This window comes from Erythrobacter sp. EC-HK427 (assembly GCF_902498745.1).
Lineage (GTDB): Bacteria > Pseudomonadota > Alphaproteobacteria > Sphingomonadales > Sphingomonadaceae > Alteraurantiacibacter.
In genome coordinates this window covers 2,435,639-2,462,546 of record NZ_LR701479.1, presented here as the reverse complement: position 1 = coordinate 2,462,546, position 26,908 = coordinate 2,435,639, and the positions used below count along the sequence as shown (strand labels likewise).

The following is a 26,908-nucleotide window of genomic DNA, read 5'->3' as shown; positions in this document are numbered from 1 at the left end:
CCGGTGCTTGCCCGTTACGAAAAACTGATCGCGGCGGGCGAGTTACAGCCCGACCCCGATCAACGCCGCGCTGCCGAACGGCTCGGCCGGTTGGCGAAGGAGCTGGAGGCGGACGCCCCCGGCGGGCTGCTCGCCCAGCTGTTCAACCGCAAGCCCCAGAAGCCGCGCGGCGTGTATATGTGGGGCGGTGTCGGGCGCGGTAAATCGATGCTGATGGACCTGTTCGTCAGCGCATTGCAGATTGAGCAAAAGCGCCGCGTCCACTTCCACGAATTCATGCTCGAAGTCGATGTGCTGCTGCACAAGGAGCGGCGGGGAAAGCACGAGGGTGCCATCGGCCGGGTGGCCCGGCGGATTGCCCGCGATGTGCGCTGCCTTGCCTTTGACGAGATGGTCGTCACCAACACCGCCGATGCGGCGATCATGGCGCGCCTGTTCACCGCGCTGATCGTGGATGAAGGGATAACGGTGGTGACGACCAGCAACCGCCCGCCGCAAGACCTCTACAAGGACGGGATCAACCGCTCGCTCTTCACCCCCTTCATCGATCTGATTCTGGCCGAGCTGGACGTGGTGCCGCTCAACGGCCCGACCGATTACCGTCTCGACCGGTTGGGAGACCTCAAAACCTGGCACGCCCCCATGGGCGATGCCGCCACCGCGCAGGTGCGCGAAGCCTTCTTCCGCCTGACCGACTATGCACCCGAAGATGCCGCCAACGTTCCCACCGGTGAGCTGGCGCTGGGCGGCGGGCGGACATTGCACGTTCCCAAAAGCCTCAAAGGCGTCGCCGTGTTCAGCTTCAAACGGCTGTGCATGGAAGATCGCGGCGCGGCGGATTATCTCGCCATCGCCCGCACGTATCACACGGTGATCGTGGTCGGCATCCCGCAGATGGGGCCGGAAAACCGCAACGAAGCGATCCGCTTCACCAAGCTGATCGACGCGCTGTACGAGAACAACGTGAAGCTGTTCGTCACCGCCGCCGCCGTGCCCGAAGCGCTATATACCAAAGGCGACGGCGCGTTCGAATTTGACCGTACGGTCAGCCGCCTCAAGGAAATGCAAAGCGCCGACTACATGGCGCGCGGCCACGGCAAAGCGGGCTAGCTGATCCCGAGCTGCGCCAGCGAACGGTCGAGCATCACCAATTGCCAGAGCAATCGGCCATGATCCGAGCGGCCGGAGATATGCGTCTCCGCAATCGCGGCCAGCTTGGCATTGTCGAACCAACCGGTGCGCGCCAGCACTGCGCTTTGCGAGATACCGCGCGCCTTGCTCTCCAGCGGTCCGCGGAACCATTCGGCAATAGGCGTCACAAAGCCTTGCTTGGGGCGATAGAGGATGTCTTGCGGCAGATACCGCTCCATCGCCTTCTTCAGCACCCACTTGCCTTGCTTGCCGCGTACGCGAAGATTATCGGGCAGAGCGGCGGCGAATTCGACCAGACGGTGATCGAGCAAAGGCTCGCGCGCTTCAAGGCTGACAGCCATGCTGGTGCGGTCGACCTTGGTCAGGATATCGCCCGGCAGCCAGAATTTGAGATCGGCATATTGCGCGGCATCAAGGCCCGATTGCACCGGCGCCTTCGACATCAAATCGTGCAGCGCGGCCTCCCCGGCATATCCGCCCAGCTGCTGCGCGAAGCTGCCGCTGTAGAGGCTATGGCGCAGATCCCCCGGCGTCACCGCCAGTGCGCGCGCATAGCCCTCTGCACCTGATCCGGCGAGCGATTGCAAGGTGGCCTTGGCACGCAGCGGGCGCGGTGCCCAGTCGAGCTTGGGGAAAGCATCGCCCAGCGGCCCCAGCACGCTGCGCCGGACGCCACCGGGGATCAGCCCGCGAATGCGCGCTTCATGGGCATGGAACACTTGCCTGCGGTATCCGGCAAAAGCCTCGTCCGCTCCGTCACCTGACAAGGCTACCGTCACGCTTTCGCGCGCCAATTGGCACACCCGCCATGTCGGCAAGGCGGAGGCATCGGCAAAGGGTTCATCGAACATCGCGGCGATGGTGTCGATGGCATCGAACTGGTCGGCGCTCACCCGCCGCGAAGTGTGGTCGGTGCCGAAAAGCGCGGCGATTTGCTCGGCATAGGATGTCTCGTCAACGCTGGCGACATCGAAGCCGATCGAGCAGGTGCGCACCTTGCCCTTCCCCGCCTCGGCCATGAATGCAACGACGGTCGAGCTATCGACGCCTCCCGAAAGGAAGGCACCTAGCGGCACGTCGGACACCATCCGGCTTTCCACCGCCACTTTCAGATGATGCAGCAGCTCGGCTTCCAGATCGCGCGGATTGGCGGTGTGGCGGCGTTCGAAGCTGATATCCCAATATTCGCGCCGGCGCGGCGGCGGCGCGTCATGCTTCAGCAGCAGCGTATGGCCTGCAGGCAGCTTGTGCACGCCTTTCAGAATCGAACGATGATCGGGGACGTAACCCCAGGTCATGTAATCCTCGACCGCCAGCGGATCGACCTCGCGCCGCAGCAGCGGATGGGCGAGCAGGCCCTTCAATTCGGACGCGAAGGCCAGCGCGCCATCGGATAGCTGCGTGTAGAAAAGCGGCTTCACGCCAAGCCGGTCACGGGCCAGAAACAGCGTGCGCTCGGCCCGGTCATATATGGCGAAGGCGAACATCCCGTTGAGATGCGCGGGGCAATCCTCGCCCCATTGCTGGTATGCGGCAAGGATGACTTCGGTGTCGCCCTCTGTGCGGAAGCGCGCGCCAAACCCTTCGAGCTCGCGGCGCAATTCGCGGAAATTGTAGATCTCGCCATTGAAGACGATCACCGCCCGCTCGTCTGCCGAAACCATCGGCTGCGGCGATCCTGCAAGGTCGATGATCGACAGGCGGCGGTGCCCCAGTCCCACGCCCGGAGCCGTCCATACGCCCGAGCCATCGGGGCCGCGATGCGCGATGGCGTCGCACATCCGCTCCACCCGAGAAGGGTCAACCGGCTTGATCGTTCCGGTGTGAAAAAGGCCTGCGATCCCGCACATGGAGCCTGCCGTTACTCAATCGATCCGGCGCGGTCTATCCATTCGCCAAGATCGCTGGTGGATGCGCGGAAATCGGCGACGGCCTGCACTCCGTCGACACCGTGGTCTTCCTCGGCGGAGAGGATGAGCATGGCGGTGGGGCGGGCGGTGAGGAACAGACGATCCTGCATGGTGCGCAGCTTGAGCTGAAAGCCGCTGGTGCCCGTCCAGTCGCCCTTGCGGAACCATGTCTCTGCCGTGCGGCGCTGCGTAGCCATGGCCTGGATGCGCTGGCCCGGAACGCCGTCTGCCGAAAGTGTGGCCGATTGCCAGCGCCAGTCCGTGTCGGGCGGCAACGCGCCCTGCCCGAACGCCCCCGCCTCGCGCCCATCGCCCTGTGCGGCGTAGAGAGCAAAGACCACATCGACAGTGCGGCCGTCCGCGTCGCGGTAGCTGCCGCGCAGAACCCGGTCTGCTCCGCCGGCCAAGGGTGCCCAGGGATAGCTGTTGGCCTCGGCAACCTGCGTCCAGCCGGGCACTTCGGGGAGCGCCAGCGTGTCGGCAATCTCGGCCTCCAACGCGCGGCTTTGCGCAGCCCAGACCAGCGCGGCCAAGGTGATCGCAATGCTGGCAGCGAACACCGCCCAGCCCTTGCCGTTCCACCGTTCGAGCGGGCTAAAGAATGGCAGGGCGGCGATGTTGTCTGCGTCGATGAAAGCATCATCCACTGTGCGATCAAAGAACTTCCAGCCAATCGCCAGCAGCAGGCCCATCACCAGCGCAAAGAAGAACCAGCCGTAGAAGATGTGGTCAAAACCAGCGGCAAAGGCGATGCCTTGCGATTGTGCGATGTAGATCGTGCCCCACGCGCGAACGCCGTTGGCTAGGATCGGCAAGGCAATCGCCAGCGCCATAAAGCCGATGCGCCGCCACCATGATTGGAACAGCACGTGCGAAACCAGCGTACCCAGCGCGATCATGGCGATCAGGAATTTGACCCCCGAACACGCCTCGGCGACTTCGAACAGGCCCGCAGGCGTATCGATGAAAACGCCTTCGATATGCGCCGGAATGCCGCTGGCCATGGTGAGTGCAATGGTGATGTCGGCGGTTATCATCTGCAATGCTGGCACCAGCTCGTCGCCGATGGGAACGAGGAACAGGCCATATGCGAGCGGGAAGAACAGCGCCCAGGACACGCGCGGGCCGAGCATCGTCAGCACCAGCGATTGCAGGGCGAGGACAAGGCCCAGATGGCTCGCGGTCGCGGTGCCGGAGATATCTCCCAAGAGCCAGACGAACAGCGCGCCTGCCAGAGGAACGAGCCCCGGCCACCAGCTGGCAGGCGCCAGCTTGGCCAGCTCTCCTGCGCGTTGCCACACGAGCCAGACGAGGATCGCGGGCACGAGCAGGATGTGGTTGTAGGTCGAACTGTCCCACCACTGCATCACCATTTCCGCGTAGTCGGAGGCGAAGAGGGCGAACAGCACGGCCCAAGCCAGCGCGAGCCGGATCAATGGCAAGCGCCATTGCGGCACGATCATCTCTGCGGCAAGCGCGCGGCGGGGCTGGATCGCATCAAGCCGCATCGCGCGCAGCTCCCGTCGGAAAGCCCATCAGCGCGGGCAAATCGGCCAGCATCGCAGGCCAGCTCATCTGGCTCTGCACGAAACTGCGCGCCGCCGCGCCGATGGCCTCGCGTTCGGCGGGCCGGTCGAGCAAGTGCAGCGCGTGTGTTGCCAAGGCGTGATCAGTGTCGCCGATGACGAATTGCGCGCCGTGCTTGGCATCAATGCCAGTCGCCGCTTCTGGGCTGACCAGCACGCAGCGCGCCATGGCCATGGCTTCGAGCACCTTGTTCTGCACACCGCGCGCAATGGTCAGCGGCGCGGTGACGATGGTGGCGGCGGCGAGAAACGGTCGCACATCGGGCACCGCGCCCCACACGGTGACACCGTCCCGCTCGCCAAGCCTCGACACCTCGGCCGTCGGCGCGCGGCCGACGATATGGAACTCCGCCAGCGGATGTGCCTTGCGGATGCGCGGGAGAATGCCTTGGGCAAAGCGCGCAACCGCCGCGATATTGGGCGCGTAATCCATCTGGCCGGTGAAGACGAAATGCGGCCCTCCGCTCGCCAGATCAGGATGCGGTCGGGTCGCTGCGGGGTCAAAGAAGTCGCAATCAATACCATTGCCCAAGGCGCGGATATCGCGGGCGCGGGTCGTGCGTTCGCGCAGCAATCCGGCTTCGGCTTCGCTCACCAGCAAGGTGGCGTCGGCATGGGCGGCCAGAGCCTCCTCGACACCGCGCAGTAAGCGCCCCTCGCGCGCGTCGATCCAACCGCGCGGGCCGCTGCGATCCAGCGCATAGGCTTCGAATTTGGCGCTATCGACATCGACCAGATCGACGATCAAGCGGCCCCTCCATTCCGCCGGAACATATTGCCCCATCTGGCCGGAGAAGACGTAGATTGCGCTGATATTGCGCTCTGCCATCGTCTTGCGCACCCAGTCATGCAGGGCTTGCGAGCGGAACGCGGCAAGGCTGACGGGCTCGCGCCGGATCAATGCCTCTACTCCGGCAAGGCTGACGGGTTTTGACCGACGCGGCATCGCATGGCTGGCGGCAAGCGCAGCCAGTTCATGTTCATGGGTGAAATCACTCGCATCCTCGGCAAGGCAGCCGACATGGACGGGCGCAATCGCCGCCAGCGCTTTCAGCACATGGTGCGAACGGATCTTGTCGCCGCGATCGGGCGGAAACGGCAGGCGATGCGCCAGGAAGAGGATCTCACCGCTCACCCGTGCCTCCTCAACCCAGCCCACGGGCGATCAGCGGGCCGACCCGGTTGGCGATCGGCAACGGGAGCTTCTTCCACAGCGCGATGCGCGACTGGTGCCGCGCGCTCGTCGGATCGGCATCGCGCTTGGCATGGCCGGGCGCTGTCCAGCTCGCATAGCTCAGCGGTTCGGGCGTAAAGCCCCAGTTCTTCTTGAAGGCGTAGGCCCCGCTATTGGTCTTGCTGCGTCCGAAATCGAACCGGTCACAGCCGCGCGCCCGGGCGTGCAGCATCAGCGCGTAATACATCCGGTCATTGGCGCGAAGCGCACGGGCGTTCCACGTGCCCCCGCCCCAATAGGGCATCACCGCTCCGTCGTGGTAAAGCGACAAGACGCTCGCCACCGCCTCGCCTTGATGGTGCACGGTGAGGATATCGGCGTCGAGCCGTTCCAACACCGCATCGAACAGGCCGCGCGGGAAGACCGGTGTGCCGAGATTGCGGACGCTTTCGGCGTAGACGGCATAATGCGCGGCGCGCTCCGCAGCGTCACGCCCGACACTGATTTCGAGGTCGAAAGTGAGCGAACGGCGCACTTCGGCGCGTTGTTTCCGCGGAATGGCGAGCAATTGCGCTTCGTCATCCGGCGCCAGCGGAGCGATGAAGCCGCAATGGCTGTCGGTGGTCACATCCCACCCCTCGCCCACCATGCCCCCGCGCAGCTCAATTGTGGGGCAGGAGAGACGCTGCGCATATTCGGTTGCCGCAGCACAGAGCAGCCTAGCGGTCGCCGGATCATCGGCCAACACGCCGCCCTCCACGGCAAAGCCGCTCGATGCGAGGACGCGGCCAAAGATTGGTGAATGCACTTCGGTCAGCGGAAGCCATCCGGTGATTGCTCCGCCCTTCTCCGCCAGCAGTCCGCGCGCGCGGTTACCGGTGCCAGCCTCGACCGCCAGAAGCCAGGCCGGGCGATGAAACACTGAGCCGTGCGTCTCTGCCACAAAGCCGTCAATCCGCGTCGCCTCATCAGGCTGGCGCAGTTCGGCGATGCGGACGGTTTCGCGGGTCAAGGCGAACGGCGCGTTCATATGCCCAGCTTGCTGCGCTCGGCCTTTTCGGCAGCGATGCGCGCGCTTTCCCGATGCGCGATCAGATCGATCCGGCCCCAGGCAAATTCCTTGATCAGCTGGCCGAGCTTGTCCGACATCCTGTCAAGGTTGGTATAGTGCCGCAGGCGCGAGCGCAGCGGCGCACCGGCAACGCGCGGTTGGCCGGGATCGATTTCCCACGGGTGGAAATAGAAGATCGCCGGGCGCTCTTCCTGCCGGTTTACCTGCCGGATCGCCCAGCGGCTGAAGGCATAGGGCAGCACGCGGAAGAACCCGCCACCTCCTGCTGCCAGTCGCTTGCCGCGAAACACGGCGGTGGTCACCGGAAGCTCGATCAGGCTGTGCCACGGGATCGGATTGAAGGCGAAACGCGGGGCTTCGGCCCAACCGTAATGGTCATGCGCCACTGGCGCGACGCTGCTCGAATAGAGATAGCCCTGCTCTGCCAGTTCGGCGAAGGCCCAAGGCGTGCGGTGATCGATAGAGAAGCTGGGCGCGCGATAGCCGATCACGCGCTTGCCGCAGCAATCCTCTATGGTCTTGCGTGTCTTCTCGATATCCTTGGCGAAGCTGGTGCGATCCATGCGGAACACCCGCTCGTGATCCCACCCATGGCTGGCCACTTCATGGCCGCGCTTCGCAATCTCGCGCAGCAACGGGCCGTGCCGCGCCGCGACCCAGCCCAGCGTGAAGAAGGTCGCGCTGGCATTGGCTTCATCAAACAGGTCGAGGATCGCGTGGACATTGCGTTCCACACGGTCATCCAGCGTGCCCCAGCTGTCGCGCTCGATCACATCCTCGAACGCGCCGACCTGGAACCAGTCCTCGACATCGACGGAAAGCCCGTTGACGATGCGCGACTGTACATCCTGTTCAGTCTTGAAAGCGATGGCGTTCACCGCACTCGCCTCCTGCTAAGCCGCCTTGCTCGAATCCATTTCACTTTCGATCCATTCGATCAGCATGGTTAGCGTCTGGCGGATCGAACGTTCCTGTTCAAAGCACCGTGCTTCGATCCGGGCGACCTGTTCGCGCATCAGTTCGATTTCCGGCGCAACCGCGCTGCTGACAGCGGCATCGGTCTGGTTGGAAATCTCGACAATAGCCTGCTGCAATTCGGCGATCTGCGCATCGCGTTCGGCGAGCGCGGCTTCGAATTGCTGCATATCAACCCGCGGGACGGTGGGCATGGCCTTCACCGGCTCGAATTCGGGTTCCTTCTGCTTCAGGGCAGACGGTGCAGCGGCGGGGAAAGCGCGCTCGGCCTCCATTTCGCGGAGCACCGACTGCAACATCGAAGCATCAATGCGGTTGCGCTCTTCCACCGCGCCCAGCAACAGAAGGCGGTTGGCGATCTGGTTGACCCGGCGCGGAATGCCGCCCGATGCCTCGAACAATTCGGCATAGACGCGCTGGTCGAAAGCCGGATTGCCGTTCCAACCCACCTTTTCGAGGCGGTGGATGATGTAAGGCTCGATCTCGCTCTTCTGCATCGGTTCGAGGTGATGCGCCGCGATCACGCGCTGGCGCAGCTGCTCGAGGTTCGCATCATTCTGCAAGGTCGTGCGGAACTCGGGCTGGCCGAGCAGCAGCGTCTGCATCAGCGGGTGGTTGCCCAGCTGGAAGTTGGAGAACATCCGCAGCTCTTCGAGCGCCGGAACCGAGAGGTTCTGCGATTCGTCGATCACCAGCAGCACGCGGCGGCCCGAGCGGGCTTCATCGTGCAGGAAATTCTCGATCTCGGTCAGCGCGGTGGCCTTGTCGTGCCCTTCGACATCCAGCCCCATCGACGCAGCAACCACATGGACGATCTCGTCCTCGTTGAGCTTGCTCGTCACGATCTGCGCCACCGTCACCGCATTGGTGTCGAGGCTTTCCATCATATGCGCGACCAACGTCGACTTACCCGAGCCGATCTCGCCGGTGATGACGATGAATCCTTCACCCTGCGCGAGGCCGTAGCCGAGATAGGACAGCGCCTTGCGGTGCGTGATCGAACGGAAATAGAATTCCGGATCGGGCGTCAGCTGGAAAGGCTTGCCGGAAAGGCCGTAGAAATTATCGAACATGAGTGCGGTCTCCCTTGGACCTATCGGAAGGTGTAGCGCAGGCCGAACAGGGCCGATGCGTTCGAGAAATTGGTATCGTCATCGCGGTTGATGCCATCGACGCCCACGGCGGCGGTTGCACCCAGCCCTTCGATGATCTGGCGATCATAGGCAGCGCTGACGCTGTAGCCCCAGCCATCGACCGAGCCGCCGAACCCGCTTTCAAAGCGATTGACTGTGCCGCCGACATTGACCTGCGACTGGCGATCAAGCTGGCGCCCGACATAACCGGCGAGGTAATAATTCTCGTCAATCACGCCGTCGATGGCAGCAAGAACGGTGTTTTCGGCCCCGATGAAGCTGCGACGGTCATACCCGGCGCCCAGCCCGTAGGACGTGCGACCCGCGCCTCCGCCGTAGCTGACCGCAACACCGCGGCTGCGGAACACGGCCGAACGCAGCGAGCCGAGCCGTGCGAGTGCGCAGCCATCGCCATCGGCAGAGCCGACCACGCAGCCGCCCAGATCACCCGTCACCGGATTGCGGAAGGCCTCGAAATCGGTGCCGAGATCGTTCAGCGCATCGCCGACCTGGCCGCCGAAGCTGTTGATCCCGTCATAAACGCTGATGCCAAACTGCGAATTCTGGTTCGGCGTGTAGCTGAAGGAACCGTAATAGGTGGTTGAGCCATAACGGCGGCCAACCTGCGCCTGCAATTGCGTGCGGCGGCTCGGACGCCACATCACGCCAGCATCCCAGATCAAGCCTTCGGTTTCGTAAGCCAGTTGACGCGGTGCACTGTCGTCGGTGACAAAGCGGCCATCGGGGCCAATCACCGGATCGCCATTCACATCGCGCACCGCATCGCGGCTAGAGACTTCGACCTGCTCATACCCGACGCCGCCGATCAGCGCGAGGCTGGGGGTGACGGGGATCGTAATGTCGGCACGCGCATAGCGGTCATCGATACGCTGATCGAGGTTGGAGACGTCCTGCCGGTTCCAGCCAGCGCCAACGCCCACACCCACGGGCAGCACGGTATCGGGGGCAAAGCCTGCCCGCACGCCGAGATTGTGCGTGATTGCTTCGTCAAAAATATCCGCCGGGCCGGTGGCGGGATCGATGACGATGGCGTCGGTCGCTTCCACCCGTGTATAGCCGATGCGGTAAGCGCCGGTGACTTCGGCCTGGCCGATCTGTGCGCGCACAGCGGGGCCGGCGAACACCGAGTAAAGCTGGCTGGTCGCATCATCGTCGATGCCGAAATTGCCGCTGCTCGTGCCACCATTCGATTCGACGCGGGTGCGCGAGGCGAGCCCGCCGACTTCGAATGTGGCATCGGGGCCAGTCATGGCGAGCGACGCGCGCGCAATGCCGGAGAAAGTGTCGGTATCGGGAACCGTATCGTCATAACCGATGCGCCGCTCGTAACGCAGCGAGACGGCTGCCTGCGAATTGCGACCGGTCAGTCCGGCATCCACGCCCGCAGCAACGCGGGTGTAGGTAACGATGTCGTCGCCCGGCGAAAGCTCGGCGGTCACAACCTGCGCGGCCTCGATATAGGGCGCGATTTCCACCCCGCGCGTGGCCGAGCGGTATTCTTCGCCGCCCTCTCCGCCGGGATCGCGTTCCTGCGCCTGGGCCGAAACCGGCACCAGCGCCATGGCCAGCAATGTGGTGAGTGTCATACGCATGGGATCATGCCTCCTGCCCGTAATAGGCGCCAAAGCGGCGACCGCTGGGGCTGAAATGCGCTGCATTGAGAAGCAGCTTGAGATCGGGACAGGCCGAAAGCAGCGTCAGTGCGTCTTCCAGCGCGCTCTGTCCCGTACGGTCGGCACGGGCGACGACAATCGCCTGACCGACATGGTTGGCCAGCTCGGCTGCGGGCGAGGCCGCAAGCGCGGGCGAGCTGTCGAAAATAACGATGCGATTGGGCGCTGCACGGGTCAGCCGGTCGAGCACTTCGCCGGTGCGTTCGCTCGCCAGATATTCGCTGTCCGACGTCGTGTGATTGCCCGCAGGCAGGACAAAGAGCCCCGCCACATCGGTCGTCATCACGCAGTCTTCCACCTTGAGGTCTTGGCGCGCCAGCGCGTCCATAAAGCCGGGGCCGCGCGGCAGGCCGAGCATGGACAGCACCGAAGGCTTGGCGAAATCGGCATCGACCAGCAGCACTTCGCTGTCCTTCTCCGCCGCCAGCGCCAGCGCCAGATTGACCGCGCAATAGCTCTTCCCCTCGTTGGGATGCGGCGAGCAGACCAGCACGCGCTGGGCGAGTTGGCCCGAGCCCGACTCGCGCGCCTTGCGCACCGATTGCAGCACCTGCCGCTTCACAATGCGGAATTCTTCGAGCAACATCGTGGCCTGCACATCGGGCTGGATCAGCCCGTAAGTGGCCAGCGCCTCGCGGTCGATCTGGTGGACCTTCGCGGGGAAAGTCACATCCTCATACACCGGTTCCGGCTCGGGGGGCGGTGCGGGCGCAGCAACAGGCACAGCCGCCGCAACCGGTGCTGCTGCCAGTACCCGTGGCGGCATCCGCCCGGCAAGCGCCTCACCCAGCGATACCTCGCGGGCGGCCTCAGGCTCGCGCTTGGGCTTGCGGCGGTTGACCGGATTGGCGAGCGTCTTGGGCACCGGCGCGGGATGGAAATCCCCGCCCAGCCCGAAGAAATTTTCCGCCCGTTCGAACAGCGATTTGCCGGGCGTGGGGATTTTGCGGTGTTCTGTCATATCCCTCTCCTCACGCCACATTGCTGCGCTGGACGAATTCGACGCCGACCAGCACGATGCAGAGCACGCCCAGCCCGCCCAATCCGGCAGCGAAATATTTGAACCGCTTGCGGCGCAGATCGCGGCCCGCTTCGGTGAAGGTGTGCGTAATCGTGCCGATCACCGGCAGACCGAAGGTGCGTTCGAGCTGGCTGGCGGTCGCAAAAGTCGAGCCGAGCTTGCTGAGCGCATAGGCCGTGCCCGCGCCCGCTCCCAGGCCAGCAATCAGCACGCCGAGCAAAAGCAGCGGACGGTTCGGCGCCGACGGCGCGCGCGGCGTTGTCGGCGGATCGATCACTTCGAATTGCAGCGCGTTGTTCTGGCTGGCGAGCTGGTCGCTCAGGCGCAGTTCCTCGCGATCTTCGAGCAGTTCGTCATACTGTTCGCGCAGCACTTCGTAATCGCGGCTGATACGTTGCGCTTCGGCAGCGGCACCCGGTTCGCGCGCGGCGCTGGCGTTAATCGAGGCGATTTCGGCCCGCAAGGCAGCGGCGCGCGATTGCAGCGACATCACGTTCGACTGGCGTTCGCCCATCGATGCTTGGAGCGAGCTGTAGGCCGGATTGGGGATACCGCCCCCGCCGCCGCCGCCACCGGAACCGGCCGAGCGTTCGCGCAGGCTGGCGACGGTGCGCTCGGCCGCGATAATATCGGGGTGCGAATCGGTGAGTCCGCGTGCGCGCAAAGCCGCCAACTGGCCCTCGGCCTGCATCAGCGCCGTGGGCGCGCTGGCGCCACCGCCGCCGACATTGATCGTGCGCGGGGTGCTGGCAAGCTGGCCCTGCAAGGATGCGAGCGAGGCCTGAGCCGCTGCCAAATCAGCCTCCACACTGCGCAATTCCGCGCGGGTCGAGGCCATCTGCGTGGCAATCGCTTCCGCGCCGCCAATCAATTCGGGGTTCGCCGATTCGAAAGCGAGGCGGCGCTCTTCTGCCGCAGCCAGTTCTTCCTCGCGTTCAGCAAGCTGACGGTTGAGGAATTCGATCGATTCCTCCATTTCGCCACGCGCCCCGCCGAGATTCTGCTCGCGGAAGATATCGATCATCCTCTGCGCAATGGTCTGCGCCAATTCGGCATTTTCGGAATCGGACAAATTGCCACGACCGCTCTGCGCGGTGATCTCGAAGATATTCTCGCCTTCGCTGACGACCGAGATGTTCTTGGCCAGCCCTGCCCGCGCGGCTTCCATTTGTACCGGGGTCGACACCGAGTCGCCGATCCGCGTCGAACGGATAATGGTTTCGAGATTCTGCGCGCTCACCAAGGTCTGGCGGATGCGGTCGATCTGCCGTTCGCGGGCATTCGCGCCGACGCCGATCTGTTCGGCCAGCGCGTCGTCCACCTGGACGAAGATTTTCGCTTCCGATTCGTAGGTATTCGGCATCAGCGATACCGCCAACCAGCCGAGCAGACACACGCCCCATGCGATGGCGAGCGCCATCCAGCGGCGGTTCCAAACGGCCCAGAGGCCGGCGCGCAGTTCTTCGAGGATCTGGTTCAAGCCCCCAACTCCCTCAGAAGAAACTTTCCGGAATGATGATCACATCACCCGGCTGCAGCAGAACATTGGCATCGCTATCGCCGCGGCGGAGCAGATCGTTGAGGCGGAGATCATATTCGGTCTGCTCGCCCGTCTCGCGGTCAGTGCGGATCAGGCGGGCACGGTTGCCAGCGGCATATTCGGACAGGCCGCCAACCGCGATCATCGCATCGAGCAAAGTCATATTGGCGCGATAGTTCAGCGACGCAGGCTGTGCCGTTGCGCCGACAATGCGCACCTGCTGGTTAATCGCGCCGGCAAATTCGGTGACGATCACCGTGACAATCGGATCTTCGATATATTGCGAAAGCTGCAGGCGGATATCCTCGGCCAGCATGGTCGGGGTCTTGCCGACGGCGGGCATATCCGAAACCAGTGGCGTGGTGATGCGGCCATCGGGGCGCACCTGCACCTCGGCACCCAACTCGTCATTGCGCCATACGTGAATGGTCAGCTTGTCGAGCGGCCCGATGACGTAATCCTCGCTCGGCCCCTCCTGCAGCGGGGTAAGCCGCGCGGGTGCCAGCGAGTTGCCGGTAGAGCCACCAGCGCAGCCGGACAGTGCAATAGCCATGGCGGCGGTGGCCAGAAGCGTCTTTGCCGAAATTTTCGTTCGCATCGAATGCGTCCTCGAACAGTCTTGGACGATCCGCTGACGCTGGCCTAATCGCCGCGCACGCATTTCGTCCCTTGGGATCCGGGGATGCTTCTCGCCAAAAAGGGTGAACATTGCGTTATCCTTGGGTGGCCAAACCAAGGAATCTGGGCACTTTTCGCGTGCTGTCCCGCTCTGGGACGCTGTCTGAGGCAGGTGTTAGACCAGCATTTCCTTCGCCGCGCCCTGGCCCAGAAAGGCAGAAGGGCTGGCCGATGCGCCATAGGCTCCGGCGCAGAAAACGGCGACCAGATCGCCTACATCGGCGCGTGGCAGATGCGCCTGATCGGCCAACCGGTCGAGCGGGGTGCAGAGGCAGCCGACGATATTGACGACCTCTTCCGGCGCACTTGCGTATCTGCTCGCAATGGCAGCAGGATAATTGCGCCGGACAACGGTGCCGAAATTGCCGGACGCCGCGAGCTGGTGGTGCAGTCCGCCATCGGTGACGAGATAGGTCGTATCGTGGCTGACCTTCCGGTCGACAATGCGGCACAGATACACGCCGGCCTCGCCCACCAAGTAGCGGCCCAGTTCGATGGCGAAGTCGGTGTTCAACAGATTGTGGGGCAGATCGGCGAACCGCTCTGAAAGCGCTGCGCCCACCGCCTTGATGTCAAGCGGCGTGTCCCGGTCGAAATAGGGAATGCCGAAGCCGCCACCCATATTGAGATGCGGCACGTCCACGCCCGCCTCACTCGCCAGACGCGAGGCGAGCGTCAGCACATTCGCTTGTGTCTCGATAATCGCTTCTGCATCAAGCGCTTGGCTGCCGGTGTAAATATGAAATCCGCGCCAATGTGCGCCAGCATCGACCAGTTTCCGCGCCAGTGCGGGCACGCGTTCTTCGTCAATCCCGAAGGGCTTGGCGCCGCCGCCCATCTTCATGCCCGAACCGCGCATTTCGAAGGATGGATTAACGCGAATGGCGAGACGCGGAGCCACGCCCAGAACTTTCCCTGTCGCCAGCGCGCGCTCTGCCTCGCCTTCGGATTCGAGGTTGATCGTCACCCCCGCCTTGATCGCGGCGTGCAGTTCGCGGTCGCGCTTGCCGGGGCCCGCAAAGCTGATTTCGCGCGGCAGAAAGCCCGCCTCGCGCGCCATCACCAATTCCCCGCCAGAGGCAATATCCAGCCCGTCGACATGATCGGCGATGAATTCGAGCAACGGCGCGTAAGGGTTTGCCTTCATGGCATAATGTATCCGCACCCGATCCGGCAAAGCTGCGCGCAATTCACCGATCCGCCGCGCAATCGCATCGCGCGAATAGACGAACAGCGGCGTGTCCCCCGCCTCCTTGACCAAGGCCGAGGCTGTGCGCCCGCCAATGGCAAGTTCGCCATCCAGCGTGTCGAAATACGGAGGGATCGGGCCGAGGGGTTTCATTGCGCCTCCGCCTTTAACTGGCTGCGATCGATCTTGCCATTGGGGTTGAGCGGCATGGCATCAACCCAGCGGATGACGTGCGGCTGCATGAAATTGGGCAGATCGCGACGCAAGGCAGCGCGCAAGGCCTCTTCATCGCCCGCACCGCGCACCACCAGATGGATGGCATGGCCAAGCCGATCATCGGCGACACCGAAAGCCACCGCCTCATCAACTATCTCGGTTGAAACCGCCGCGTCTTCGATTTCCTGCGGGCTGATGCGGTTGCCGCTGCTTTTGATCATCGCGTCATCACGCCCGACGAAATAAAGCAGGCCATTAACCGCGCGCCGGACATTGTCGCCCGACCAGACCGCCATTCCGCCATAGCGGGAGGCCGAAGGCGCCGGTTTGAACCGTTGCGCGGTGCGCTCCGCATCCTGCCAATATCCTTGCGCCACCAATGGCCCGCAATGGACAAGCTCGCCTTCGGGAGCGATTTCGCCTGCGCTATCGACCACCAGAATTTCCGCAAACGGAATCGCCGTGCCCATAGAGGTAGGAAATTCGTCGACCAGCGCCGGATCGAGATAGGTGGAGCGAAACGCCTCGGTCAGCCCATACATCGGAAACAGCCGCGCATCGGGGAATTGCTTGCGGAGATGACGCACCAGTTCCTCGCTCAGCGCGCCGCCGCTATTGGTGAGCCGCCGCATGGCCGCGACCGCCTCGGGCGGCCACTCCTGCTCGGTCAATTGCAACCACAAGGGCGGGACAGCAGCCACAGTCGTGACGCCATGCTTGGCGCACGCCTTCGTGACATCGCGCGGCGTCAGATAATCGAGCGGGGCGACGCATCCGCCTGCATACCAAGTCGAAAGCAGCTGGTTCTGCCCGTAGTCAAAACTCAATGGCAGCACCGCCAGCGTCACATCATCGCGCGCCATGCCGAGATAATGCGCCACACTCACCGCGCCGAGCCAGAGGTTGGCATGGCTGAGCATCACGCCCTTGGGTCGTCCGGTCGAACCGCTGGTGTAAAGGATTGCGCACAGCGCATCGGGATCGGCGCTCGACAAAGGCAGGCTTTCGGCAAAGCCGTCGAGCAGAGCGTAAAGCTCACCTTCCTCCACGATTGCGCAATCCGCAGGCACGTCGCCGTCTTCCAGCGAGTCCAAGCGCCCCTTGTTGGCGACAAGCAGGCGTGCTGCACAATCGGCAAGGATATGCTCAACCTGCGCCCGCTTGAGCAGCGGATTGATCGGCACATGCACCAGCCCCGCGCGCGCTGCTGCGAGTGGCATCAGGCAGGTTAGCTCCCCCTTCCCTGCCCATGTTGCGACCCGCGCGCCCGGCTCGGGAACCTGCCGCGCCAGCCATGCCGCCAGCCTGCCGACACGGCTTCTTAAGTCCTTCCAGCTAAGGGCTTCCTTGCGCAGGATCAGCGCTGGCTCATCAACCGCTCCGCACTCAGCGAGGTGGTCGAGCGGCCGGGGAACAGGATCGGGCGTGGTGGACACGAAAATTCAGGCTCCGGAAGGCGGAAACAGGCAGGTGATTTCGGTCAGTTATCACGATGATCTTAAAGAAGTGCAAGGCGATGCCCCGCTCGCCGCGCTGCTCGCCGTGCCTGCGGCGTCCTCGCCGTTTGACCGGCTCGAATGGTGGCAAGGTCTGGTGGAGCATTGCGACATGTTTCCGCTGATTGCAGTCATACGCCACGGCGAAGCGCGCGCCGTTCTGCCACTCTACCGGGTGAAACGCAGCATTGAAGGCCTTGCCAACTGGTACAACTTTACTCTGCGCCCGATTGTCTCCGCCGGTGCCGATGGCGACGCGCTCCTGGCCGAAATGGCGGAGGATTTGGCGGGTCAGGCGCCGCATATCACCCTCGCCAAATTGCCCGACGAGAATGGCGAGACCACGCGCCTCGCCGCTGCCTTCCGCAAGGCGGGCTGGCTGGCGTTCCGATCGCAATGCGATGTGAACCACGTGCTGCACGTGAATGGCCGCAGCTTTGCCGACTATTTCGTCACCCGCCCCGGCCCCTTGCGCACCACGCTCAAGCGCAAGGCGAAGAAGGTGGAGGTGACGCTGGAGACGTACTTCAATCCCGATAGCTGGGCCGCCTACGAAGCGGTCTACGCGCAAAGCTGGAAACCCGAGGAAGGCTCGCCCGCCTTCTTGCGCCAATTTGCGCAAGCCGAAGGCCGGGCCGGCAGGCTGAGGCTCGCTATCGCCCGCGCCGGGGGCGAGCCTGTCGCCGCGCAGTTCTGGACGGTGGAGGCAGGCACCGCGTGGATCCACAAGCTCGCGCATACCGAGGCATCGAAGCCACTTTCGCCCGGCACCACGCTCAGCGCCGCGCTGTTCGAGCAGGTGATCGACCGCGACAAGGTTACGCTCATCGATTTCGGCACCGGCGACGATCCCTATAAGCGCGACTGGATGGAGGATATCCGCCCCCGCTACCGCCTTGAAATGTATCGCCCGCTTTGGCCCGGCAACTGGCCCGCCATCGCCCGCGCCGTGGTGCGCCGACTTGTCAGCCGCCCCGTCTCTGGCTAAGCCCCCCGCCCACTATGGTAAGCAATCTTCCCGTCCCCGTCGCAGACACCGGCGACACCGAATTGATCCTGCGGCAAGTGCTGCAGGATGTGCTGGGCCTGTCGCTCGAACGCGCGGCGGAGCTGGACGCGGAATCAGGGCTGTTCGGTCATTTGCCCGAACTCGATTCGATGGCGGTTGCCGGTTTGTTGACCGAGCTGGAAGACCGGCTCGACATCATTATCGAGGATGATGATGTCGATGGCGAGATGCTGGAAACGTTCGGCGGTCTGCTGGCGTTTCTCGCCGCCAAGCGCAGCGATAGTTAGGCGGCAATGCTGACGGCCGGTGCGTGGCACAGTCCGTTTGGCGGGCCGACACGTCTGGTTTCTGCTGGCGATCCGGTTGGCGCGAGCGCGCGGCTGCTTATCCTGCCTGCTGTGTTCGATGAAGGACACAAGCTGCGCCGGTTGACGGTCAATGTAATGCGGATGCTGGTGGACAGCGGCATCGCCAGCTTCATGTTCGATCCTGCGGGCCTGATGGAAAGCGCGCATCCGCTGGGCGACACTACCTTAGAGGACTGGCGCGATGAGGCCGAGGCAGCGGCAAAGGGCCTGTCGGCAACGCATATTCTGGCCATTCGCGGCGGTGCGCTGATCGCGCGGGAACGCGCCAATCTTGTCCACTACGCGCCGCTGCAGGGCAAATCGCTCCTGCGGGCCATGCTGCGCGCAAGGATCATTGCGAACAAAGAAGCCGGAACGCCATCGACACAGGAAGAACTACTCGCGCGCGGGAGAAGCGAGGGGCTGCGACTGGCCGGATATGCGCTCTCCGCAGCCATGGTCAGTCAGTTGGAGGGAGCCACCCACCCGCAAGCGGCGCGCACCATTGCGCAAAGCGAGCTTGGCGGCGCGGCGCTGTGGTTGCGGGCCGAAGCGTCTTACGAGGCCGAGCAGGCACGCCAACTCGCCCGCCTGGTTGCGGAGTGGGCCAGCTGATGCGCGAACATTTCACCTTCAACGTGGAAGGCGCGCAATGCCATGCGACGCTGGATGACGGCCCAAAACCGGTCGGCCTGCTGATCGTCACCGGCGGCAATGAAATCCGCAGCGGAGCCTTCGCCGGACAAGCGCATATCGCCGCCCATATCGCGGCCAAGGGCTATCCCGTGCTGCGTTTCGACCGCCGCGGTGTCGGCGATAGCGAAGGCGAGAATGCGGAGTTTCACAGCGCCTCCCCCGATATTGCCGCCGCTTTGGCAGCGTTCAAGGCGCGCAAGCCGGAACTGCGAGCGGTCGCCGGTTTCGGCATTTGTGACGGCGCGGCGGCGTTGATGCTGGCGCAAGGCGCGCAGTGCAGCGCCCTGGTGCTCGCCAATCCGTGGACGTTTGACGATGACTCTGGCGATGCGATGCCCGCAGAGGCCATTCGCGAACGCTATGCCGCGAAGCTCAAAAACCCGTCAGAGTGGAAGCGGCTGCTGAGCGGCGGGGTGAATTTGCGCAAGCTGGCGGGTGGACTGAAAGCCGCGCGGAACACCGCGCCACCGCCACCGTCCAACCTGCTCGAATCGCTCAAGGCAGGCATTGCCGGCTTTGCAGGCGACATTCTTTTCCTCGCGGCCAAACGTGACCGCACAGGGGCGGCTTTCCTGTCTGCGTGGGGCGAGGATGAGCGGATCGCGGTAAGCACCACCGCCGACCATGCCTTTTCCGATCCCGCGGATCAGGACTGGCTCGTCCAGCACCTGCTCTCAACGCTTGATGAACAGGCTCGCCAGCTCGACATGGGTTGACCAGAGGAACTGGCCGACGGGGCGCAGCTCTGCCAACTCGTATCCGGCCTCTTTCAGCATCACGCAGTCCTTCGACCAACTGGATGGGTTGCAGCTGATATAGACGACGCGCGGCACCCCGCTCTTCGCGATCTGCTCCACTTGCGTGCGCGCACCGGCGCGCGGCGGGTCGAGGACGATGCCGTCAAATGCCGCCAATTCGTCGGCGCGAAGGGGATTGCGGAACAAGTCACGATGCGCGGTTTCCAGCGGCAGGCGGGCCGCGCTGGCGGCGCTGCGCAGGGCGAGAATTGCTGCGCGGTCAGCCTCCGCCGCCAGCACTTTCGCCATAGCTGCCAGCGGAAGGGCGAAAGTGCCAAGCCCTGCGAAAAGATCGGCGACATTGGTGCAGCCATTGAGCCAACCGCTCGCCGCTTCCACCAGCGTCCCCTCGCCCCACACAGTCGGTTGCAGGAACGCGCCGGAGGGAAAGCCGACGGGTACCCCGCCCAGCGTCACCGTCACCGGCTCCGGCTCCCAGAATCCTTCCGCGCCGTACCCGTGATCGAGCGTCAGCCGCGCCAGCCCCTGATCGCGGCAGAAATCGAGCAGATCCTCGGTCTGCTCCAACCCCTCGGGCATAAAGCCTTTCAGCCCCAGATCGACTCCCTGATCGGCCAACGTAAGTTCGATATCGATGCTATACCGCCCTTGCAGGCGGGCGAGATACTTCTGCAGCGGAGCAATCAACGCAAACAACCGCGGGTCGAGCACATAGCACTCGGCCAGATCGACAATCTTGTGCGTCCCGCTCTGGGTAAAGCCGATCAGCGGCCTGCCTCCGCCATTGATCGCCCGCATACTCGCGCGGCGGCGGCTATGCGTCGGCGAAATGGTGGGTGGCGCGATGGTAGCCGGGTCAAGCGCGTTGGCCACTGCCGCGTTGCCAACGCGGTCTGCCACGAATTGCGCGAAGGCGGATGCGTCGAGATGCTGCAACTCGCACCCGCCGCAGGTGCTGAAATGGCGGCAGGGCGGCGTGGCATAATGCGGCCCGCGCGTGATTGCGCCATCGCTTGCCACGAGGTCGCCCGGCGCAGTTCCAGTGACATGCCGCCCGCTGGCAGTCACGCCGTCACCGCGCGCGGCGATGCGGAGGATTTCCTCTGGCTGGCTCACGTTATTGCCTTCGCCCCGAAAGTCACCTTACTCACTGACCGGCAATCGATAGCGATCTGCGCCCACACGCACTTCGATCATGCCTTCGCCGCGCACGACTTCGGCGGGCTGCATACCGTCGGCGGTGATGATGCCTTCGCCCGGAACGCCCAGCTCGAAGCGGCGGAAAACACCGTCAGGGTGGCGGACGATCAGGATACTCGCCCCCTCGTCCTCGGCCCGCTCCATCGTGCAATCGGGCGCGAAAGCAGAGGCACCGTTGATCGCGCATTCGATGGCGGGCGCAGCGGCTTGGTCGTCCACCGGTTCGCAGGCCGCGAGTGCCAGCAATGCGATGCAAGCGGAAACGGTTTTCACCCTAGATATCGGCATAAACATGCGTTTCCTTTGCCGCGCCGGGATGGGTGATCGCGCCGTTCACCGCCGGGCCGACATTCTGGGCGTAGCGCCACAGGGCCCCCGACTGGTAATCATTTTCGCGCGGCTGCCAGCGCGCGCGACGCTCTGCCAGCGCGGCTTCATCGACCACCAGATCGATCGTCCCCGCTTCGGCGTCGATGGCGATGGTGTCGCCATCCTCCACCAGCGCAATCGGCCCACCCTCGGCGGCTTCCGGCCCGACATGGCCGATGCAGAACCCGCGCGTGGCACCGGAAAAACGGCCATCGGTAATCAGCGCGACCTTCTCGCCCATGCCCTGCCCGTAGAGCGCAGCCGTGGTGGAGAGCATTTCGCGCATACCCGGCCCGCCCTTCGGCCCTTCATAACGGATAACGATGACGCTGCCCTCGGCAATATCGCGTTGCTCGACCGCGGCGAAGGCATCCTCCTCGCAATCGAACACCCGTGCGATGCCGGTGAATTGCAGGCGCTTCATCCCCGCAACCTTCACAATGGCCCCGTTCGGAGCCAGCGAGCCCTTGAGGCCGACCACGCCGCCGGTGGGCGTGATGGGATTGGAAACTTCGTAAATCACCTTCTGGTCGGGGTTCCAGACAACTTCCTCGATATTCTCGCCCAGCGTCTTGCCGGTGACTGTCAGCGGTTCGGGATCGAGGAAACCGCCATCGAGCAGCGTCTTCATCAGCATATAGACGCCGCCAGCCTCGTGCATATCCTTCGCCACATAGCGCCCGCCGGGTTTAAGATCGGCGATGTAGGGCGTCGATTTGAAGATCTCCGCCACATCGAACAGGTCGAATTCGATGCCGCATTCGCTGGCCATGGCGGGCAGGTGCAGCGCGGCATTGGTTGATCCGCCAGTCGCCGCGACCACGCGGGCGGCGTTTTCGAAAGCGGCACGGGTGCAAATGTCGCGCGGACGCAGATTGCGCTCCAGCAGCGCCATGACCTGACGCCCGGCGGCCATCGCGATTTCTTCACGCGATTTGTAAGGAGCGGGTGCCATATTGCTGTTCGGAAGCGACAATCCAATAGCCTCGCCCACACATGCCATAGTGTTGGCGGTAAACTGCCCGCCGCAAGCGCCGTGGCCGGGGCAAGCGACCTTTTCGAGCGCGATCAGTTCCTGCAACGGACAATTGCCCGCCGCGTGCTGGCCAACCGCCTCGAACACATCCACCACCGTCACATCCCTGTCGTGAAAAGTGCCGGGCAGGATCGAGCCGCCGTAGACGAAAATGCTCGGCACGTTGAGCCGCAGCATCGCCATCATCATGCCGGGCAAGCTCTTGTCGCAACCGGCAAAGCCGACCAGCGCATCATAACAGTGGCCGCGCACCGACAATTCCATGCTGTCGGCAATCACTTCGCGGCTGACCAGCGAGCTTTTCATCCCCTGATGGCCCATGGCGATGCCATCGGTCACGGTAATGGTGTTGAACCGGCGCGGGGTGCCGCCCGCCTCCTCCACCCCGGTGCGGCAGATATTCGCCTGCGCATCCAACGCTGTGTTGCATGGGGCGCTGTCGTTTCCCGCAGAAGCAATCGCGACAAAGGGCTGCGCAATCTGCTCTTCGGTCATCCCCATCGCGTAATAATAGGAACGATGCGGCGCGCGTTCCGGCCCCATTGATACGTGGCGGCTCGGCAATTTGGATTTATCGAACGTAGTCAAGGCAAACCCCTTTCGCGGGCGTGCTTGGCGCGCAAGGGGCGGTAAATCAAGTGGCGGTTTCCAGCGCCAGCTTCACCCGCCCTGCGACATCGGCAATAATAGCCGCCCAACGTGCCTGCCCGCGCTCCTCCGCGATCAGATCATTGCGGATTTCGATGGCGCAATAGGGCCGCCCGAACGCCTCTGCGTGGCGGTTCATTGTCGCGTTGAGCAGCTTGCCCGAATAGGGCTCATTGTCGCCGACAGTTACGCCCAATTCGGCGAACAGGCGGATGGCCTGGCGCGCGGCGCGGTCATCCTGATTGTAGAGCAGGCCGATTTCCCATGGCCGCTCAGCCCCCGGTTGGGTTTCCAGCGCGGGCGTGAAGGAATGGATCGAGAGGATCAGCGCAGGCTGCACCGCGTCGAGCCATTGTGCCATGGCGGCATGATAAGGCCGGTGGAAATCGGCGAGACGCCGTTCGCGGTCAGCACCGATATTGCCGGGGATCAGGATGCCATCGCTGGTGGTGGGGATCAGCCCGTCCGAATCCTCTTCGCGGTGCAAATCGATGACCAGGCGGCTGACCTCGCCCAGCATCGCAGCGATGGCGTGCCGCCGCGCCAGCCGCTCGCACACGCCGCCTGCGCCAATGTCCCAAGCGATGTGCTTCTGCATCGTCTCGTCAGAAATGCCGAGTTCAATGCCGTCGGGCACCGCGTTGGAGGCATGATCGCACACCGCCACGATGCCCCCGCGCACCGCTTCGCCGATGATCCGGTGACTTGCCGATCGGGTCACAACAGATTGCCCTTCATCTGCCACCAGTCCGGATGGTTTCCGAGAAGTATCTCCGCTGCTTGATCGCGCTGTTCGTTGTGCTCGAACAGTGCAAAACACGTCGCGCCGGAGCCTGACATTTCGGCCATCCAGGGGCCGGTGGCCTCCAAGGCAGCCAACACATCGGCAATGACGGGGCACAGGCTGATCGCCGGAGCACGCAAATCGTTGCGTCCCGCGCGCGCGATGCGGCTCGCCGGGCCATCGGGCAGCGGCCCGCGATCCTTGCCGTCCCACGCCTTGAACACCGGCCCCGTGGGGAGCGGAACGCGCGGATTGACGAGGAGGACGGCCATGCCCTTGAGATCGTTCTCGATTTCGCGCCGCTCGTCCCCCACGCCGGTGCCGATGTGCATATCGCTGTCGACACACGCGGGCACATCCGCACCCAGTTTCGCCGCCCGCTCACGCCAGTCGTCGGGCAGGCCGTAAGCATCGCGCACCATCCGGAAAACTGCCCCTGCGTCTGCCGAGCCCCCGCCGAGCCCAGCGGCGACAGGAAGGTTCTTTTCGAGAGTGATGGCGAGACCACCTGCACGCGGCAGCGCGTTGAGCGCCTTGGCGACGATGTTGTCTAACTTGCCCCCTTCCCCGTGGGGAAGGGTTGGGGATGGGGGTGCTACGGTCGATAGGGAAGAGCCCCCACCCCCAACCCCTCCCCCAAGGGAGGGGGGTAAAGGTGCGAGCAGTCCCGAGAATTCGCCCACCACAAGGAGGCTATCGACCTCGGCAGAATGCGCCACCAGCACATCCCCCGCATCGACGAAAGCGAACAGCGTCTCCAACTCATGATACCCGTCCTCCCGCCGCCGCCGGACGTGCAGCGCGAGGTTGATCTTGGCGTAGGCTGTTTCGGTGGACATTTGCCATCCCATAATTGCGACATTTTAGGTTGTCTGCAATCCATTCGACGGGAAAGATTGGGACTTGGTGTCGCATCTCGAAAGAGAAAGCGGCAAAATTCCTCTGGAAAATTTGTCGCAAAATTTTTGAAAGCAAAAATTTATGGCCGAAAAGCATCTAATGATAGCTGTAAATTGGTTTGGCCCATATTGGGGAACACTCGAAGAGACACGTGCCGTGGCCAGGAGAGATTTTGACGACGGATTGTACATGTGCCTTGGTAAAGCAGCTTACCAACGAAAACGTTCGATGCAGTATGTGGGTATCGGCACCCCACTATGCAGCAGGTTATCAGATTCACATCATGCACTTCCCCGTGTGACACGCGAACGTCAAATTTGGCTCGGTGAAGTGGCGACCGCCGAACCATCAGGTAAAAAAATTAAAGCGACCAAAGCCACGCTTGATTATGCGGAATGGCTACATGCGAGATTTATGCAACTGCCATTAAATGACAAAAAGACAAAAGGACTACCACCACGAAGCGTTACCGTTCTTAATCGCTGGTGGAAGCAAGATTATGTGACAATGCGAGATCGAAGGCCTCATCCTGATTGGCCAGATTTCATCGATTTTCCAGGACATGACCTCACTGCTCGAATGGTTTGGTTTGGCGCTCCAGGCAAACAAAGCCGCTTTACTGCGCCTGAATATTAGAAAGGCGCGAGCGAAAGAAGCTTCAATTCCCATCACATATTCGGATAATTCGGCCCGCCGCCGCCTTCGGGCGTCGTCCAGTTGATGTTTTGGTTCGGGTCTTTGATATCACAGGTTTTGCAGTGGACGCAGTTTTGCGAGTTGATCTGGAATTTGGGCTCCTGCCCCTCCTCCACCAGCCACTCGTACACACCCGCCGGGCAATAGCGCGCTGACGGGCCTGCGAAGACCTCGAACTCGCTTTCCCGCTGCAATTCCAGATCGGCAACCTGCAAATGGTTCGGCTGATCTTCGGCATGGTTGGTGAAGCTGTAGGCCACGCTGGTGAGACGATCAAAGCTGATCACGCCATCGGGCTTGGGATATTCGATCGGCTGATACAGGTCGGCTCGGCCCATCTGCTCGTAATCGCGGTGGTGCTTCATTGACGGGATGATGCCGAGCTTGATCTGCCGCAGCCACATATCCAAGCCGGCCAGCACCGTGCCCAGATCATTGCCGAACTTGGCGACCATCGGCTGCGCATTTTGCACCAGCTTCAATTCCTTGGCGATCCAGCTTTCGCGCAAACTCACCTCATAATCGGCAACTTCGTCATGCTCGCGGTTCGCCGCGATGGCCGCCGCGATGCTCTCCGCCGCCAGCATCCCGCTCTTCATCGCGGTGTGGCTGCCCTTGATGCGCGGCACGTTCACGAAGCCTGCCGCGCAGCCGATCAGCGCGCCGCCGGGGAAAGCGAGCTTTGGCACAGACTGCCACCCGCCTTCATTGATCGCGCGCGCGCCATAGGCCACGCGGGTGCCGCCTTCGAGATATTCGCGGATCGCCGGGTGCTGCTTCCAGCGCTGGAATTCCTGAAACGGCGAGACATAGGGGTTGGCGTAATCGAGCGCGGTCACGAAGCCCAAGGCCACCTGCCCGTTCGCCTGATGATAGAGGAAGCCGCCGCCCCACGTATCGCTCTCGCTCAGCGGCCAGCCCTGCGTGTGGATCACGCGGCCCGGAACGTGCTTTTCCGGGTCGATATCCCACAATTCCTTGATGCCGAGGCCGTAGACTTGCGGCTGGCAGTCGGCTTCGAGATCGAAGCGCGCCTTCATCTGCTTGGTGAGGTTTCCGCGCGCACCCTCTGCAAACACGGTATATTTCGCGTGGATTTCCATGCCGGGCTGGAAATCAGGCTTGTGCGAGCCGTCCGCCGCTATGCCCATATCCTGCGTGATTACGCCGGTAACCGCGCCCGCATCGTTGAACATCACTTCGGATGCCGGGAATCCCGGAAACACCATCACGCCCAGCGCCTCGGCCTGCTCGCCCAGCCAGCGCGTCAGATTGCCCAGCGAGCCGGTGTAGCAGCCCTTGTTCGACATAAAGGGCGGCATGGCGAGGTGCGGGATGCTCGTCTTCCCGCCTTTGCTGAGGATCCAGTGCCAGTTATCGGTGACGGGCGTTTCCGCCATCGGGCAATCCATGCTGCGCCAATCGGGCAGCAGCTCGTCCAGCGATTTGGGATCGACCACCGCGCCCGAAAGGATATGCGCCCCGATTTCCGAGCCCTTTTCGAGCACGACGACTTCCAGCTCTTCATTGAGCTGCTTGAGACGGATCGCCGCTGCCAGACCCGCAGGCCCGCCGCCGACAATCACCACGTCTACGGGCATTGATTCCCGTTCAACCATCATTTCATCC

Annotated in this window: 24 protein-coding genes; 6 read left to right on the top strand and 18 right to left on the bottom strand. The window is 63.4% G+C overall.

The window, feature by feature from the left end; genetic code table 11:
- Window positions 1-3: 3 nt before the first annotated feature.
- A complete protein-coding gene (zapE, locus tag GC121_RS12125) occupies window positions 4-1,110 on the top strand; it encodes a cell division protein ZapE (RefSeq protein ID WP_234421236.1) in 1,107 nt (368 codons plus the stop codon).
- On the opposite strand, the gene GC121_RS12120 is transcribed toward zapE, so the two are convergent.
- From GC121_RS12120 to GC121_RS12065, 12 genes are all read right to left on the bottom strand, one after another.
- Window positions 1,107-3,002: an XrtA/PEP-CTERM system amidotransferase gene (locus GC121_RS12120; RefSeq protein WP_151974694.1), complete on the bottom strand. Its 1,896-nt coding sequence runs from the start codon at window positions 3,000-3,002 to the stop codon at window positions 1,107-1,109. The genes zapE and GC121_RS12120 overlap by 4 nt on opposite strands.
- Window positions 3,003-3,013: 11 nt before the next feature.
- Complete coding sequence (gene xrtA / locus GC121_RS12115) at window positions 3,014-4,570, bottom strand: exosortase A (protein WP_234421235.1); 1,557 nt, start codon at window positions 4,568-4,570, stop codon at window positions 3,014-3,016.
- Window positions 4,560-5,783 carry a TIGR03087 family PEP-CTERM/XrtA system glycosyltransferase gene (locus GC121_RS12110; RefSeq protein WP_151974692.1) on the bottom strand — a complete coding sequence of 408 codons (1,224 nt, stop codon included), beginning with the start codon at window positions 5,781-5,783 and terminating at the stop codon, window positions 4,560-4,562. The genes xrtA and GC121_RS12110 overlap by 11 nt, the downstream gene beginning before the upstream one ends.
- Window positions 5,784-5,793: 10 nt before the next feature.
- Entirely contained in the window at window positions 5,794-6,852 is a 1,059-nt protein-coding gene (locus GC121_RS12105; RefSeq protein ID WP_151974690.1) for a FemAB family XrtA/PEP-CTERM system-associated protein, read from the bottom strand.
- A complete protein-coding gene (locus GC121_RS12100; protein ID WP_234421234.1) occupies window positions 6,849-7,772 on the bottom strand; it encodes an XrtA system polysaccharide deacetylase in 924 nt (307 codons plus the stop codon). Before GC121_RS12100 ends, GC121_RS12105 begins: the two co-directional genes overlap by 4 nt.
- A 15-nt stretch (window positions 7,773-7,787) precedes the next feature.
- The gene (locus tag GC121_RS12095) at window positions 7,788-8,942 is read right to left on the bottom strand and encodes an XrtA/PEP-CTERM system-associated ATPase (RefSeq protein WP_151974688.1); all 1,155 of its coding nucleotides are present in this window, start codon (window positions 8,940-8,942) and stop codon (window positions 7,788-7,790) included.
- A gap of 20 nt (window positions 8,943-8,962) precedes the next feature.
- Complete coding sequence (locus GC121_RS12090) at window positions 8,963-10,615, bottom strand: preprotein translocase subunit YajC (protein ID WP_151974686.1); 1,653 nt, start codon at window positions 10,613-10,615, stop codon at window positions 8,963-8,965.
- Between the two features lie 4 nt (window positions 10,616-10,619).
- On the bottom strand, window positions 10,620-11,657 hold the full coding sequence (locus GC121_RS12085; protein WP_151974684.1) for a capsular biosynthesis protein: 1,038 nt from the start codon (window positions 11,655-11,657) through the stop codon (window positions 10,620-10,622).
- Between the two features lie 10 nt (window positions 11,658-11,667).
- Window positions 11,668-13,197, bottom strand: a complete 1,530-nt coding sequence (locus tag GC121_RS12080; protein WP_151974682.1) for an XrtA system polysaccharide chain length determinant — start codon at window positions 13,195-13,197, stop codon at window positions 11,668-11,670.
- A gap of 13 nt (window positions 13,198-13,210) precedes the next feature.
- A complete protein-coding gene (locus GC121_RS12075) occupies window positions 13,211-13,855 on the bottom strand; it encodes an XrtA/PEP-CTERM system exopolysaccharide export protein (protein ID WP_151974681.1) in 645 nt (214 codons plus the stop codon).
- Window positions 13,856-14,050: 195 nt separating this feature from the next.
- A complete protein-coding gene (locus tag GC121_RS12070; protein ID WP_151974678.1) occupies window positions 14,051-15,277 on the bottom strand; it encodes a pyridoxal-dependent decarboxylase, exosortase A system-associated in 1,227 nt (408 codons plus the stop codon).
- Complete coding sequence (locus GC121_RS12065) at window positions 15,274-16,776, bottom strand: acyl-CoA ligase (AMP-forming), exosortase A system-associated (RefSeq protein ID WP_151974676.1); 1,503 nt, start codon at window positions 16,774-16,776, stop codon at window positions 15,274-15,276. The genes GC121_RS12070 and GC121_RS12065 overlap by 4 nt, the downstream gene beginning before the upstream one ends.
- Here GC121_RS12065 and GC121_RS12060 point away from each other — a divergent pair.
- From GC121_RS12060 to GC121_RS12045, 4 genes are read left to right on the top strand one after another with little or no spacing between them, the layout of a single operon-like run.
- Window positions 16,769-17,824, top strand: a complete 1,056-nt coding sequence (locus tag GC121_RS12060) for a GNAT family N-acetyltransferase (RefSeq protein ID WP_234421232.1) — start codon at window positions 16,769-16,771, stop codon at window positions 17,822-17,824. The genes GC121_RS12065 and GC121_RS12060 overlap by 8 nt on opposite strands.
- Window positions 17,825-17,838: 14 nt before the next feature.
- Window positions 17,839-18,132, top strand: a complete 294-nt coding sequence (locus GC121_RS12055; protein ID WP_151974674.1) for a phosphopantetheine-binding protein — start codon at window positions 17,839-17,841, stop codon at window positions 18,130-18,132.
- 6 nt (window positions 18,133-18,138) lie between these two features.
- The gene (locus GC121_RS12050) at window positions 18,139-18,807 is read left to right on the top strand and encodes a hypothetical protein (protein WP_151974672.1); all 669 of its coding nucleotides are present in this window, start codon (window positions 18,139-18,141) and stop codon (window positions 18,805-18,807) included.
- Window positions 18,807-19,604: a hydrolase 1, exosortase A system-associated gene (locus GC121_RS12045; RefSeq protein WP_234421231.1), complete on the top strand. Its 798-nt coding sequence runs from the start codon at window positions 18,807-18,809 to the stop codon at window positions 19,602-19,604. The genes GC121_RS12050 and GC121_RS12045 overlap by 1 nt, the downstream gene beginning before the upstream one ends.
- Here GC121_RS12045 and GC121_RS12040 read toward each other — a convergent pair.
- Genes GC121_RS12040 through GC121_RS12020 form a run of 5 tightly spaced genes read right to left on the bottom strand, consistent with a single transcriptional unit; the run spans window position 19,563 to window position 24,522 of the window.
- A complete protein-coding gene (locus GC121_RS12040; RefSeq protein WP_151974670.1) occupies window positions 19,563-20,762 on the bottom strand; it encodes a class I SAM-dependent RNA methyltransferase in 1,200 nt (399 codons plus the stop codon). The two genes, GC121_RS12045 and GC121_RS12040, sit on opposite strands and share 42 nt — an antisense overlap.
- Before the next feature lie 27 nt (window positions 20,763-20,789).
- Window positions 20,790-21,119, bottom strand: coding sequence for a hypothetical protein (locus tag GC121_RS12035; protein WP_234421230.1), 330 nt, complete (start codon window positions 21,117-21,119; stop codon window positions 20,790-20,792).
- A gap of 1 nt (window position 21,120) precedes the next feature.
- A complete protein-coding gene (gene ilvD / locus GC121_RS12030) occupies window positions 21,121-22,839 on the bottom strand; it encodes a dihydroxy-acid dehydratase (RefSeq protein ID WP_151974668.1) in 1,719 nt (572 codons plus the stop codon).
- 46 nt (window positions 22,840-22,885) lie between these two features.
- Window positions 22,886-23,620: an N-formylglutamate amidohydrolase gene (locus GC121_RS12025; RefSeq protein ID WP_151974666.1), complete on the bottom strand. Its 735-nt coding sequence runs from the start codon at window positions 23,618-23,620 to the stop codon at window positions 22,886-22,888.
- The gene (locus GC121_RS12020) at window positions 23,617-24,522 is read right to left on the bottom strand and encodes a 4-(cytidine 5'-diphospho)-2-C-methyl-D-erythritol kinase (protein WP_151974664.1); all 906 of its coding nucleotides are present in this window, start codon (window positions 24,520-24,522) and stop codon (window positions 23,617-23,619) included. Before GC121_RS12020 ends, GC121_RS12025 begins: the two co-directional genes overlap by 4 nt.
- 142 nt (window positions 24,523-24,664) lie before the next feature.
- Here GC121_RS12020 and GC121_RS12015 point away from each other — a divergent pair, with 142 nt between their 5' ends.
- On the top strand, window positions 24,665-25,219 hold the full coding sequence (locus GC121_RS12015) for a hypothetical protein (protein WP_151974662.1): 555 nt from the start codon (window positions 24,665-24,667) through the stop codon (window positions 25,217-25,219).
- A gap of 32 nt (window positions 25,220-25,251) precedes the next feature.
- On the opposite strand, the gene GC121_RS12010 is transcribed toward GC121_RS12015, so the two are convergent.
- Window positions 25,252-26,898 carry an electron transfer flavoprotein-ubiquinone oxidoreductase gene (locus GC121_RS12010; protein WP_151975722.1) on the bottom strand — a complete coding sequence of 549 codons (1,647 nt, stop codon included), beginning with the start codon at window positions 26,896-26,898 and terminating at the stop codon, window positions 25,252-25,254.
- Window positions 26,899-26,908: the final 10 nt, after the last annotated feature.

What these genes read in the sequence shown, in the direction of transcription:
- GC121_RS12120 (WP_151974694.1), bottom strand. Translation starts at nt 3,002, where the DNA reads ATGTGCGGGATCGCAGGCCTTTTTCACACCGGAACGATCAAGCCGGTT.
- xrtA (WP_234421235.1), bottom strand. Translation starts at nt 4,570, where the DNA reads ATGCGGCTTGATGCGATCCAGCCCCGCCGCGCGCTTGCCGCAGAGATG.
- GC121_RS12105 (WP_151974690.1), bottom strand. Translation starts at nt 6,852, where the DNA reads ATGAACGCGCCGTTCGCCTTGACCCGCGAAACCGTCCGCATCGCCGAA.
- GC121_RS12095 (WP_151974688.1), bottom strand. Translation starts at nt 8,942, where the DNA reads ATGTTCGATAATTTCTACGGCCTTTCCGGCAAGCCTTTCCAGCTGACG.
- GC121_RS12090 (WP_151974686.1), bottom strand. Translation starts at nt 10,615, where the DNA reads ATGCGTATGACACTCACCACATTGCTGGCCATGGCGCTGGTGCCGGTT.
- GC121_RS12085 (WP_151974684.1), bottom strand. Translation starts at nt 11,657, where the DNA reads ATGACAGAACACCGCAAAATCCCCACGCCCGGCAAATCGCTGTTCGAA.
- GC121_RS12075 (WP_151974681.1), bottom strand. Translation starts at nt 13,855, where the DNA reads ATGCGAACGAAAATTTCGGCAAAGACGCTTCTGGCCACCGCCGCCATG.
- GC121_RS12070 (WP_151974678.1), bottom strand. Translation starts at nt 15,277, where the DNA reads ATGAAACCCCTCGGCCCGATCCCTCCGTATTTCGACACGCTGGATGGC.
- GC121_RS12055 (WP_151974674.1), top strand. Translation starts at nt 17,839, where the DNA reads ATGGTAAGCAATCTTCCCGTCCCCGTCGCAGACACCGGCGACACCGAA.
- GC121_RS12050 (WP_151974672.1), top strand. Translation starts at nt 18,139, where the DNA reads ATGCTGACGGCCGGTGCGTGGCACAGTCCGTTTGGCGGGCCGACACGT.
- GC121_RS12045 (WP_234421231.1), top strand. Translation starts at nt 18,807, where the DNA reads ATGCGCGAACATTTCACCTTCAACGTGGAAGGCGCGCAATGCCATGCG.
- GC121_RS12020 (WP_151974664.1), bottom strand. Translation starts at nt 24,522, where the DNA reads ATGTCCACCGAAACAGCCTACGCCAAGATCAACCTCGCGCTGCACGTC.
- GC121_RS12015 (WP_151974662.1), top strand. Translation starts at nt 24,665, where the DNA reads ATGGCCGAAAAGCATCTAATGATAGCTGTAAATTGGTTTGGCCCATAT.
- GC121_RS12010 (WP_151975722.1), bottom strand. Translation starts at nt 26,898, where the DNA reads ATGGTTGAACGGGAATCAATGCCCGTAGACGTGGTGATTGTCGGCGGC.